This window comes from Dyella sp. PARNA 12/25 (assembly GCF_055702865.1).
In genome coordinates this window covers 1-13,094 of the sequence record NZ_JBVQCI010000004.1, presented here as the reverse complement: position 1 = coordinate 13,094, position 13,094 = coordinate 1, and the positions used below count along the sequence as shown (strand labels likewise).

Annotated in this window: 7 protein-coding genes; 2 read left to right on the top strand and 5 right to left on the bottom strand. The window is 64.4% G+C overall.

Annotation, left to right across the window (positions count from 1 at the left end; all coding sequences use genetic code 11):
• The 4 genes from mrcB to AC0GUR_RS10300 form a co-directional block, all read right to left on the bottom strand.
• Positions 1-2,328: a penicillin-binding protein 1B gene (mrcB, locus tag AC0GUR_RS10315; protein WP_472877389.1), complete on the bottom strand. Its 2,328-nt coding sequence runs from the start codon at positions 2,326-2,328 to the stop codon at positions 1-3.
• Between the two features lie 287 nt (positions 2,329-2,615).
• Positions 2,616-3,461 (bottom strand): SDR family oxidoreductase, encoded by an 846-nt coding sequence (locus tag AC0GUR_RS10310; protein WP_472877388.1) that lies wholly within the window; start codon positions 3,459-3,461, stop codon positions 2,616-2,618.
• A gap of 10 nt (positions 3,462-3,471) precedes the next feature.
• Positions 3,472-5,175 (bottom strand): YfgM family protein, encoded by a 1,704-nt coding sequence (locus AC0GUR_RS10305; RefSeq protein ID WP_472877387.1) that lies wholly within the window; start codon positions 5,173-5,175, stop codon positions 3,472-3,474.
• Positions 5,176-5,256: 81 nt separating this feature from the next.
• A complete protein-coding gene (locus AC0GUR_RS10300) occupies positions 5,257-7,392 on the bottom strand; it encodes a RelA/SpoT family protein (protein WP_472877386.1) in 2,136 nt (711 codons plus the stop codon).
• Between the two features lie 104 nt (positions 7,393-7,496).
• Between AC0GUR_RS10300 and AC0GUR_RS10295 the strand changes: the two genes are divergently transcribed.
• Positions 7,497-7,973 (top strand): hypothetical protein, encoded by a 477-nt coding sequence (locus AC0GUR_RS10295; RefSeq protein ID WP_472877385.1) that lies wholly within the window; start codon positions 7,497-7,499, stop codon positions 7,971-7,973.
• A gap of 107 nt (positions 7,974-8,080) precedes the next feature.
• On the opposite strand, the gene hrpA is transcribed toward AC0GUR_RS10295, so the two are convergent.
• Positions 8,081-12,130 carry an ATP-dependent RNA helicase HrpA gene (hrpA, locus tag AC0GUR_RS10290; protein WP_472877384.1) on the bottom strand — a complete coding sequence of 1,350 codons (4,050 nt, stop codon included), beginning with the start codon at positions 12,128-12,130 and terminating at the stop codon, positions 8,081-8,083.
• 155 nt (positions 12,131-12,285) lie between these two features.
• On the opposite strand from hrpA, the gene AC0GUR_RS10285 reads away from it, so the two are divergent.
• Positions 12,286-12,753 (top strand): Dps family protein, encoded by a 468-nt coding sequence (locus AC0GUR_RS10285; protein ID WP_472877383.1) that lies wholly within the window; start codon positions 12,286-12,288, stop codon positions 12,751-12,753.
• Positions 12,754-13,094 lie beyond the last annotated feature (341 nt).

Genomic DNA, 13,094 nt, shown 5'->3' with positions numbered 1-13,094 from the left:
TCAGTCTCGCGTGGGGGCACTGGGGGGCGGCGCGGGAGCGGCATCACCGTCGCCGAAAAGATTGCCGATGTGCTGCCAGAAGCAGCCTTCGGCGTCTTGTGACAGTGTACCGGCGACCACCGGCACTTGCCGCGCTCCTTCGCACCCCTGTTCCGAACGACGACCATCCGACGTGTTGACCCACGCCATTTCCAGACCCTGACCCGGCGCTGCCGACAACGGACGCGTCGGCAGTTTGCGGAACAACTCCTGCCATGCACGCAGGCTGCCGGTGGCGCCATACAAGCCGCTGGGCTTGTTGTCGTCACGGCCCATCCAGAACAGCGCGAGGTGATCGCCGGTAAAGCCGGCAAACCAGCTGTCGCGCATGTCGTTACTGGTACCGGTTTTGCCGGCGGCATTGAGGTACGAAAGGCCCGAGCTACCGATCGACGCCGCCGTGCCCGAACGTGCCACCTGCTGCATGGCCCAGGTCACCAGGCGCACCGCCGACTGGTACTCGCCCGACCCGGTTTTTACCTCGTAACGCTTGATGGTCTGGCCCTTGCTGTCGACCACGCCGCGCACTGCCAGCAGCGGCAAGGCATGACCGTCGGCTGCGATGTACTGATAAAGCTGGGCCGCCTGCAGCGGCGACATGTCCACCGCACCAATCAACAACGACGGGCTGGGATTCACATCGGTGAGGCCGAACGATTCAAGGAAGGCCTTGATGCGCGGCACACCCACCGTCATGCCGAGATTGATGGTGGCCAGATTCCACGAATGCACCAGCGCATCGACCATCGGCACGGCGCCATGCGAGTCGCCCTCGTCGTTCTTCGGCGTCCAGTAGCTGCCATCGGGCTGACGCATGCTGATCGGTGAGTCCTCCACCGGACTGCCGAGGTTCCAGCGCTCCGGATTGGCCAGCGCCACCAGATACACCAGCGGTTTCACCAGTGAACCAATCGGGCGACGCGCGTCGAGCGCGCGATTGAAGCCCTGATCGCCGGGCAGCTTGCTGCCGACGATGGCGAGCACCGCACCCGTCTGCGCCTCGGTCACTACCGCCGCCGCCTGCGCCGCCTCACCCCGCTTGCCGAGCGAGTTGGTGGTGGTGGTGATGGCCTGCTCGGCATAGACCTGCGCGGCAGGGTCCAACGTGGTGAAGATGCTCAGATTGCCGTTGGAAAGCGTTTCGTCATCGAAGTCGCTGGTGATCTGTTCGCGCACCAGTTGCATGAAGGCCGGGAAGCGGTTATGCGGCAACTGTCCATTGGGGATGATGGCCAGTGGTGTGGCCTTGAAGCCGTCAGCGTCTTCCTTCGAGAGGAGACCCGTTTCGTAAAACTGGTCGAGCACCAGATTGCGGCGCGACATGGCGCGGTCGGGATAACGACGCGGATCGTAATAGCTTGGTCCCTTCACCATGCCGATCAGCAGCGCCATCTCCTGCGGCTTGAGGTCCTCCACGCGGCGGCCGAAGTAGAACTCCGACGCGGCCGCAAAGCCGTGCACGGCCTGACTGCCCTGCTGCCCCAGGAACACCTCGTTGACGTAAGCCTCGAGGATGCGACTCTTGTCGTAGTGCGCTTCGATCAGGATCGACATCAGCGCTTCGTTGAACTTGCGTGTGAAGTTCTGCTCGCGATCGAGGAACAGATTGCGCACCAGCTGCTGGGTGAGCGTGGAGCCGCCCTGCACCGTATGGCCTGCTCGCAGGTTGGCGAACGAGGCACGCAAGATGGCGGTCAGGTCGATGCCGAAGTGATGCTTGAAGTCTCGATCTTCCACCGCCTGCAAGCCGGAGAGCAGCAGCGGCGGCACGTCATTCAAACGCACGATGCGGCGCTCTTCCTGCTGCGAGCCGTACACCGTGGCGATGCGCGCGGGATCAAGATGAGTCAGCTCCAGCGCCTTGCTGGTGCTGAGATCTTTGACACTGGCCACCTGCCCCTTGCCCAGCGACACGCGGATGCGCTTGGGCACTTCGCCGCCGTCGGGGCCCGCATAGCCGCGCGAGGCGATGGTGTAGTTGCTGCCATCCTTCGCCCAGGTGCCGGCCACCTGGCCATGGCCGTCGTTGCTGTAGCCAGCAAAGGTCAGCTCCAGCTCCAGAGCGCCGGAGGTCATGGGGGTACCGAAAGTCAACGCCAGCGGTCGCGCATAGATGCGCGTGGGCACCGCGAAGACCAGGTCGTTGAACCGGTCCTGCACGCGCTTGTTCAGCACCATCGTGTACGGCAGCACGAAGCCGAACAGCAACCCCACACAGACCCAGAACGGGATGCGGACCCAGGGCCAGATGGCGCTGAGGAACGAACGGAGGCGGGCGAAGAAGGACAAGTGGAGGGAGACCCTGAACAGGAAGGCCCCGGGATCATAGGGCCTGCTTACCGGCGGGCATCTGAACGCCGATGGGGATTAGTGGCCGGGAGGAGGCTGCGGTGTGGCGTCCGAGGGGCCATTGCAGCCGCCATGGGGTCTGTTTCCCCGGTCCAAGCCATCTTCGACGTCTCCATTTACCCTCACCGTCATCCCCGCGAAGGCGGGGATCCAGTGCCTTTATGCGCCGCGGAAAGAGCGAAAGGCGCTGGATCCCCGCCTTCGCGGGGATGACGGTGAGGCAATTTTTAGCCTGCCGGTGGTGCCACCCAGCAACCCGCATCCGGCCGGAACGGCCGCTGCGACAGGCCCAGAAGGCGTTGCAGCTCGCTGTTATCGGCAACCAGGTCAGCCTCGAGTCGCGTCAGCGGCCCGCGCACCCGCGGCACCAGATGTCGTCCGAGGCGCAGCACCGGCGCGGGGATGGGTATCGGCAGGGTCGCCACGGGCAGGCTGCGCCGCACCCGGGCAAACATTTCACCGGCGGTGAGCCGCTCGCCGCCGCCCAGCGGCAGCACATGGCCGGCCGCTTCCGGTCGATCCAGCGCAGCCACCACCGCCGCTGCGATGTCATCGGCATGAACGGGCTGGCGCATGCCGCGACCGGCCGGCAGCGGAAAGATCCGCGAACGCATGGCGCGCCGGGCGACCGGTGTCAGGCTTTTATCCAGGCCCGCGCCATAAATGAGTGTGGGGCGAAAGACGGTCCAGAGATAGCCACGTTCACCACAGACCTTGGCCAGCGCCGCCTCGCCATCGCGCAGTGCCTGCGACACGGCGCGCTCAGCGGGCACGTCCGAGGCTTGCTTGGATTCGGCACTCATGGAGCTGGTGGCGATCACGCGGGTGTTCGGCGGCAAATCAGCGTTCGCCAACCATTGGGCAAGTACCCACAGCGGCATGAAGCTGATGACCGCCGAGGGTTGACCCATGGCCGGCACGTTGCCGGGCAGCTCGCCTTGCAACCAGTCCACGCCAGGGCTGCTCGGATGCGGCTTGCGGCTCAACGCCAGCACATGATCGCCGTGCGCGCGCAGGCGTGGCAGCAGGAAGTGGCCAATCTGGCTGGTGGCCCCAACAACAACGACGGACATGTGTACTTCCTTAAGAGCCCGATTGCAGGCGTGCCATCAACGTGCCCAGACGCGGGCTGCTCGGCGCGAGCTTGCGTGCGCTATCCAGCGACTGCGCGGCACCGGCCCGATCACCGCTCTGCAACTGCTGCTCGGCCTGATCCATCCAGGCGCCGGCGAGCCGCTGGCGCAGCTCGCCCTGCGCGGCGCCGCCCGGAGAAAGATCACCCAGATCGGCAAGGCGGTTGGCCGCCACGGCGAGGTTGCCGCTGGCGATGGCCTGATTGAACTGGCTGATGGCGATGTTGGGCAGCGCCTCCAGACCCCGGCGCGCCGCTTCATTGTTGCCATCCACCGCCAGCGCCTGACGATAGAGGTCATAAGCGCTGTCGCCGGGGGGAAGCATCAGCTTGCCGTCGCGAGCTGCGGCATCACCGCGCTGAATCGTGCGTGCAAGGTCGGCGCTCTGCTGTGGGGTAAGCGCGGGGTGCTGCAGCGCTTCACCGTTGTCTTGCTCGGTGGTCGCCACTGACGCGGCCGACTTGTGTGTTTCGCCCATGCGTGCTCGCGCTGCAGCCAGATCGGCCGAACGCGGCGCCAGGTCGGCGGCCTGCTCGAGCAGCTGGCGTGCGTGAGCCGTGTCGCCACTGTCGAGTGCTGCATTGGCCTGCACGATCAGCGCCTGTGCCACCTGACCGAGGCCAGCCTTGGCATCGGCGTTGTCAGGCGCCATGGCAAGCGCTGCCTTGTAATAAGCCAGCGCGGTGTCGTCGCCCGGGCCGGTGATGCGGCCAGCACGCAACGCGTCCTGCCCCTGTTTCAGGATATCGGCCAGGGCACCGTTGTCTTGCTGGTCCACCTGCACCAGTGCTGCACGCAACGCCGGCAGCTCGCCGTAGTTCGGCAACAGCGCAGCAAGCTTGTCGACGAGGGCTGAAGCGGTGCTGCGATCACCGGCATCCAGCGCCTTGTGCACCTGACCGGCCAGCGCATCGCCGACTTTATCCAGACCATGCGAAGCCACGGCGTTGTTGGGATCGGCGGTCAACACCTTGCGATACAAGGCACCTGCGCCATCGTCGCCATCCAACTTGCCGGCATCGAACGCTTGTTGCGCCTGCTCGATCAAACGGTCAGTCGGCACAGCACCGTTGCGCGCACTGGCCAAGGCCTGCGCCAGGCGATCGACATCGCTGCCGCCACCCAGCAGTTCGCGCGCGGTGGCCAAGGCCTGATCGGCTTCGTCCACTTTGCCGGCCTGCAGTGCCGCGTCGGCACGGGAGATTTCGGCCTGCCCCACCTTGCGCAAGCCATCACGGGCGCGATCGTTATCGGGCTGCAACGCGCGCGCGGCTTCGAACAACTCGCGCGCGCTGGTGCCGTCATTGCCATCCAGATGGCCTTCTTGCAGTGCCGTTTCCGCACGGCCCAGCACACCATCGAGTTCGGTGCTGGGGACGAGGCCACGCAACCGGTCTTGCTGCATCCACAGCGTGGTGCCCACGCCAATGGCGACCAGCAACGCTACCGGCACCAGCCAGCCGCGCTTTCGATGGCGTGGCGGGGTTGGCCGCTTTGGGGCAGCGCGGAGCATGTCCGAGTCGAGCGTGAAGGGGGGTAGCCCGTCGTCGCCCTTGGGCGCCTTCGCAGGCTCATCCAGGTTGTCGAGATTGCCCAGGGTGGGCTCGGTGCGACCCTGCGACCCGTGCTCGTGCTGGTCTTTGCGTCCGTTCATGGGTTCTCGGGATAGGAGAGATGTATCCGTATCAGCTTAGCATCGTGCCAAGCCGTGCCCTGAGGGATAAACGCGCGTCGTTCAGGCTCCGCTGATGCGTCGCGCGTCGATCACGTTGGGCAGGGCCACCAAGCGGGCCAGCAAGCCGGATAGCTGCTCGAAGTCGCGCACGCGCAGGGTGAAACGCATCTCCACCTCGCCGGTGTGGGTCGCCACACGGCTGGACGAGGCGATGATGTGGGCGCTGGCGTTGCTGATCAGGCTGGTGACGTCCTTCTGCAAGCCCTTGCGGTCGTAGCCGTGGAGTTCGATATCCACTTCGTACGCCCTGGCGGCGGCCTTGCCCCACTCCACTTCGATCACGCGGTCCGGGTCGCGTTTGGCCAAACGCATCAGACTCAGGCAATCGGCGCGATGGACAGACACGCCGCGGCCCCGCGTAACGAAGCCGCGCACCGAATCACCCGGCAGCGGTTGGCAGCAACGCGCCAACGTGGTGAGCAGGTTGCCGACACCTTCGATGCGCAACGCGCTGTGGTCGCGCAGTGCCTGTCGGGGCGCAGTGGGTGCAGTTGACTGGGTGACGGCCGGTGGCGGCGTCGCCGCTTCCTGCAGCACGCGGGCGATCTGCCCCGGCGCCACTTCACCCAACGCGAGTGCCACCAGCAGTTCGTCGTGCGTCTTCAGGTGAAAGTGCGCAGGCAGCTTGCCAAGGTCGGCAGCCGGCAGGGCCAGGCGCTTGATCTCCTTTTCGAAGATGGCGCGCCCTGCCGCGAGATTGGCATCGTGCGCGATGCGCCGGAACCAGGTGCGAACCTTTTCCTTCGCACGCGAGGTGTGCAGATAGCCGTGATGTGCCGAGAGCCAGTCTCGACTGGGCTCCGCCACCTTGCCGGTAAGTATTTCAATGCGATCGCCGCTGGATGGCTGAAAGGTCAGCGGGACGATGCGTCCGTTGACCTTGGCACCGCGGCAGCGATGGCCGACTTCGGTGTGCACGTGATAGGCAAAATCCAGCACCGTCGCACCGTGCGGCAGATCCACCACTTCGCCCTTGGGCGTGAGCACGTAGACGCGATCTTCCAGCAGCTCGGTCTGCAATTCGGCGGCCAGATCGCCTTCGCTGTCGGGACGCGGTTCGAGCAGGCGACGCATCCAGGCGATTTTTGCCTCGAACTCGCTGTCGCCGCTGCCGCCTTCCTTGTAACGCCAGTGCGCCGCCACGCCCAGCTCGTTGATGCGATGCATCTCGTGGGTGCGTATCTGCACTTCCAGCGTTTTGCCGCGCGGACCGATCACCGCCGTGTGCAGCGAGCGATAATCGTTGCCCTTCGGACGAGCGATGTAGTCGTCGAATTCACCCGGCAGATGCGGCCATAGTGTGTGCACCACGCCGAGCGCGCCATAGCAATCGGCCACGCTGTCCACCAATACACGAATAGCGCGTATGTCGTAGAGATCGGAGAATTCCAGCGACTTGCGCTGCATCTTCTTCCAGATCGAATAGATGTGCTTCGGCCGCCCAGCCAGATCCGCCTTGATGTCGGCAGCGTCCAGCGCGTTGTGCAGCACACTCAGCGATTCGCGAATGAACTCCTCGCGATCGACACGTCGCTCATCGAGCAGGCGCGCGATGCGTTTGTAGGTCTCCGGTTGCAGATAGCGGAAGCTGAGATCTTCCAGCTCCCACTTCAGTTGCCAGATACCCAATCGGTTTGCCAGCGGGGCGTGAATATCCTGCGTGAGACGCGCCAGCTCTTGCCGCTCGGCCTCGGACAGGCCCGTGGCGGCGCGCATGCGCGCCAACTGCCGCGCCAGCAGGATAAACACCACGCGCAGGTCGCGAATGATCGCCAGCAGCAGACGGCGCAAGCCTTCCGCCCCATGGTCGGCACCATGTTGGGCATGTAGCGCCCACACCCGCTCAGCCGCCAACTGGCCACCGACCAGACGCTGCAGCTCCGCCGGCAGGCCCGCTTCGCGCTGCGCCCACAGGGCCGGGGCGATATGCGCCACATCGAACCACAGCGCCGCCGCCTGGGTCTGCGCATCGCAGCCCAGCATGGCGAGCAGATCGAGCACGTCCACGCTCTCGCTTTGATTGACCGGCAGCTGTTCGCACACGTCCAGCGCGTCGCCCAGTACGGACGGCACGCTACCGGCGCGTTCGCGCCACTGGGCGAGACCAGCGCTTGGCTTGAGGGTGGCTTGGACCATGACCAATATTTTAGTGCAGCATGGGCAGGGTACCGCATGAACCGGCGGTTCATGCCGTGTATGCTGCCGCAGCGACATTTTTCCCCGTTCGAGAGGATTGCCCCATGCGTCTGTCCCGCTTGCTGCCGTTGCTCGTGAGTGCCGCTTTTGTGATTCCCTCTTTGTCCCTCGCTTCCGACCAGTACGTGCCGCTGCAGCAGCGCATGACGCCGGAAGAATTCAAGGCCGCCGGCCTGGACAAGCTCTCGTCCGACCAGCTGAACAACCTTGACACCTGGCTGAGCGGCCACGGCAAGGTGGTTACCAAGGTGGTGGACCAGAGCGGAAAGCCGGTGTTCTATGCTCCCAAGGAAAAAGCTGGCCCGGTCGAGGCTCGTATCCAGGGTCAGTTTTCCGGCTTCACCGGCAGCACCGAGTTCACCCTGGACAATGGACAGGTGTGGAAGCAGGCGGACAGCACCAAAGTGGCGTGCATGACCGCGACCAACGCGAAGGTGACGATTCGCCGCTCGCTGATGGGCAACTGGATGGCAGCGGTGGATGGCTGCAGCGACACCACCAGCATGGTACGTACTAAGTAATACCGAGATCCTGATGTAGGAGCGCACTCGTGCGCGACCGCAGCGTTTCATGGTCGCCGCTTCGTAGGCTGTCGCGCACGAGTGCGCTCCTACAGGGAGTTCTCGCCTTAAGACAGGTTTTCGAGCGCGCGCGTCAGACGTTTCGCCGACACCGGCTCCGCCGTCTTCAACTCCTGCGCAAACAGCGACACGCGCCATTCCTCGATAAGCCAGCGCAACTCGCCCAGCGCTTCAGTGCCCGCGGCACGATGCTTGAGGTATTCGCGCCAGAACGGCAACACCTGCAGCAGACGCTGCTGATCTTTGGCCGGATCCTGGCGCAAGCGCTCCGCACGCAGGCGCATGGCTTTCAGATAGCGCGGATAGTGTTGCAGCCGTGAAGTAGCCAGCTCGCGCAGGAATGCCGGCGCGAACAACCCATCCAGCTGCTCACGCAAATCGTCGTAGCTGGCGCGCGCAAAACCCATCAACGGCGGCTCCAGCCATGGCTTGAGCTCGGCCTGTGCCTCGATAATCGGTTCGGCCAGCTTCAAGCGCTCCACCGCCGCGCCGAACAATTCGCGCGACGCGTGCGTATGCAGCGCCTCGAAGGCACCCGCGGTACGGACATCCAGCGAGTGACGTTGCAGCAGGTCACTGAAGCCGCCTTCCACCAGATCTTCGCGCAAGCCATCGACGCCACCGAGCGGTGCATATTTCAGCGCTAACGGATTACCGACGGGCAGACGACGCCGCGCCTGCTTCATATCGGTGGCAAGTGCGTTGCGCAGCAGGCGCACCACGCCCTGCACATGAGCTTCGCGCGCTTCGTCACTGCGTTCGAACACGCGCAAGGCGACGGCATCGCCCAGGTCGACCAGTGCCGGGTAGGCCATCAATCCGCCGGCGGAGCGCACTTGCGCGGGAATTTCCTCGAAATCCCAACTGGCGATGTCTTCGCGCGTCAGCTCGATATCGGTCTTGCGCGAGAACGCTTCACGCGCCTGCCCTTCCCATTGCGCGCGGATGGCGGCGAGGTCACGGCCCGTCGCGAGGGTCTTGCCATTCTCGTCGTGCAGGCGATAACGCATGCGGAAGTGCGCGGGCAATTCCACCGCATCGAATGCCGACGCCGCGATATCGACGCCGGTAGCACGCTTCAGAAAAGCAGCCAGCGCCTTGGTCAATGACTCGTCGCGCGGTGCTTCAGCTTCGACAAACGCACGCGCAAAATCCGGTGCAGGCACAAAGTTGCGTCGCAGTGCCTTGGGCAGACCACGAATCAGTTCCGCCACTTTTTCCGCCAGCAAGCCGGGCACCAGCCATTCGCAGCGCGCGGCGGGCAAGGCGTTCAACATGGCGAGTGGCAGATGCAGCGTCACACCATCCGCGTCATCGCCCGGCACGAAACGGTACTCGAGGCGATACTTTTTCGGCGGTACTTCCAATGAAGCTGGGAACGCCTTGGGATCCAGCCCCGCGCCGCCGCTCATCACATCATCGAGCGACCAGCGCAACGCCGCCTGCTCGGCGGGACGCGCCTTGCGATACCACGCATCAAGTGCGCGGCTGTCGGCGATGTCCTGCGGCAGCTTGCCTTCGAAGAAACCGACCAGCTCGTCCTCGTGACGCAACAGACCTTCGCGTCGCTGCTTGGCCTCGATGCCACGGGCGTCTTCGAGCACGCGCTGATTGGCGCGCACGAAGTCAGCACGCGCATCGATATCGCAGCGCACCAGCGCTTCACGCAGGAAGATCTCGTGCGCCAGGGCCGGATCCTGCTGCAGGAAGGTCACCGGGCGGCGCTCGACCAGGGTCAGGCCGAACAGACTCACCTGTTCGTACGCCACCACGTGACCGCGCTTGCGCGACCAGTGCGCGTCCCGGCAGGACGACCGCAACAAATGCGCCGCCTGCTGCTCGATCCACACCGGTTCGACGCGGGCGCACATCATGCCCCACACGCGACCGCCGACGTCGAGAATCTGCGCGGCGAAGATCCAGTTCGGTGGCACCTTCGACAAGGCCGAGCCCGGAAACACCTGGAAGCGGCGTTCGCGAGTGCTGCGGTACATGCCCTTCTCGTCCTTGTGGCCGACCTGTGTCGGCAGGCCGGAGAGGAGGCTGCGGTGGATGGCTTCGTACTGGCGGGCCGCCTCGTCTTCACTGCCTTTGTTCTGCGCAGGGAGAGACGGATTCTCGCGGGAGTCTTGCCTGCCTTGCTTGCGCTCAACAGCAACGGCCTTCGACTTTGCTGCACCTCGTGCGGGTGTTCCTGCACCGTGCGCCTCGCTCCGCGGCGGGGTTGGAGAAGAAGCCTCAAGTTTCCACCCAAGCTCCTGCGCCACCAGCAACAACTGCCGATGCAGTTCGCGCCATTCACGCATGCGCATGAAGCTGAGGAAATTCCTCGAACACCAGTCGCGCAACTTCGATTGCGTCAGGTCCTCATGGGCCTTGCCGTACTCGCGCCACAGGTTGATCACACCGACAAAATCGGATTTCGGATCGGCAAACGCAGCGTGCGCCGTGTCGGCCTGCTGGCGGGCGTCGGCGGGGCGTTCGCGCGGATCCTGGATGCTGAGGAACGACACGATGGCCAGCAGGTCGCGCAGGCTATGCAGCTTTTCCGCTTCCACCAGCATGCGCGCCAGCTGCACGTCGATCGGCAGCTTGGCCACGATGCGACCGATCGGCGTCAATCGGCGGGCATCGTCGATCGCGGAAATTTCCGCAAGGCGACGATAACCATCCGCCACGACGCGCGGGTCGGGGGCTTCCAGGAACGGGAACTGATCCACCTCGCCCAACTGCAGCGACAGCATGCGCAGGATCACATTGGCCAGCGACGAACGCAGCAACTCCGGATCGGTGTAGGCGGCGCGGCTCTCGTAATCCGCCTCGTCGTACAGGCGATAACAGGTACCAGGCCCCACACGACCGCAACGGCCCTTGCGCTGATCTGCCGCCGCGCGTGAGATCGGCTCGACATGCAGGCGTTCCAGCTGGCTGCGCTGGCTGTAGCGTTTGACGCGCGCCTGCCCTGAGTCGATCACGTAGCGGATGCGGGGCACCGTAAGCGAGGTCTCGGCCACGTTGGTGGCCAACACCACCCGGCGCTTGGGCCCCGGCTTGAACACGCGATCCTGATCGCCGGCCGAAAGGCGCGCATACAGCGGCAGCACCTCCGTTTCGCGGTACTGGCGACGCGACAGCAGCAGGTGCGTATCGCGGATTTCACGCTCGCCCGGCAGGAAGATCAGCACGTCACCGCGCGGGTCGTCGTGGGTAATTTCGTCAAGCACCGCCGCCACATGATCAGCGCCGCCCTGCTGCAGCTCGCCCGCTCGCTGGCCACGACGCGCGGCCACCTCATCGACGGAACGCCAGCGCACTTCCACCGGATAGGCGCGACCTTCCACCGACACCACCGGCGCACCCTCGAAGTGCTCGGCAAAACGCGCTGTATCGATGGTGGCCGAGGTCACGATGATCTTCAGCGACGGACGCTTCGCCGCCAACCGCTTCAGGTAACCCAGCAGGAAATCGATATTCAGGCTGCGCTCGTGCGCCTCATCGATGATCAGCGTGTCATACGTGCTCAGCCACGGATCGCCCTGCGTTTCCGCAAGCAGGATGCCGTCAGTCATGAACTTGATCAGGCTGCGCTCGGACACCTGGTCGTTGAAGCGCACCTGGAAGCCCACTTGCTCGCCCAACGGCGTCGCCAGCTCCTCCGCCACGCGACGCGCCATCGAACGCGCTGCCAACCGGCGTGGCTGCGTACAACCGATCATGCCCGCTTCGCCTCGACCCGCCGCCAGGCACAGCTTGGGCAGCTGCGTGGTCTTGCCGGAACCGGTTTCGCCTGCGATCACCACAATCTGGTGCTTGCGGATCAACTCTACAATTTCATCCGCGCGAGCGGTGATGGGCAACGACTCATCCAGCCTGATCGACGGCTTCGCCTCAGCGCGAGACTGCCGTTTGGCCTTGGATGCTTCGATATCGGCAGTCAGCGCGGCCAGTTTCTTGTCATCGAAGCGCCGCGAGAGCTCACGCCAACGGCCCAGCAGGCGACCGTAGTCGCGACTGGTCACATGATCGAGCGCATCTCGCAACGAACGTAGTCGCGAATCCTGCGCGGGAGCGGCCTTGGAAGGTATGGGCTGTGTCATCGGACCGCACATGATAGCCGCTGCGCCGCCCGAGAGCCCGTGTATCCCGATAGCCCTCACCTATCGCCGGGATCGGAAACATTCATTTCACCGCCTCGCAGCGCCTCTCTAAGCTGGCTCCAAGTTCCACCGACCACTTACGAAAGGAGCACCGCATGAGCATCTCTATCGGCATCGCCAAGAAGGACCGGGAACAGATCGGTCAGGACCTCTCCAAGCTGCTGGCTGACACGTACTCGCTCTATCTGAAGACGCACAGCTTCCACTGGAACATCACCGGCCCCCACTTCAACAGCCTCCACACGATGTTCGAGACGCAGTACAACGAACTGTGGCTGGCTGCCGATGAAATTGCCGAGCGCATCCGCACGTTGGACGTATTTGCCCCGGGCTCGTACAGCCAGTTCGGCAAACTCACCTCGATCAAGGAGGAGTCGGGTGTACCGGATTGGAAGGACATGGTGAGCCAGCTGGTTGACGGTCACGAGATCGCTGCGCATACGGCGCGTCAGGTGATCAAGGCGGCGGATGCTGCGGGTGATGAAGGTACGGCCGATATCGTGACTGGTCGCCTGAAGGAGCATGAGAAGACGGCTTGGATGTTGCGGTCGTTGCTCAAATAGGCGACGCCCTTAGCTCCCTCTCCCCTCCGGGGAGAGGGTTGGGGTGAGGGGCGGTGCTCGCGGCAACGCTTCTATCTGCTGAATTGGTTTTAGTTCGCGTGGGACGTTATCGCGACCGGGCTCGCCTGCGACGCAAAGCTAGTCCCCGTGGGACGGCGGGCTTACGACCTCCTGCCGTAGGCCGGGTTACTTTTCTTTGCTTGCCCAAAGTCCCACGGGGATTAGCTTCGCGTCAGAAAGTAACCAAAGAGAAGGGCACCCCCGCTTGGCGCTGGCCGGTGAAGCCGGCCAGTCCGTGAGGGGCGGCCGGGCTTTTCGACAGGACATCCTTGTCCTGTTGA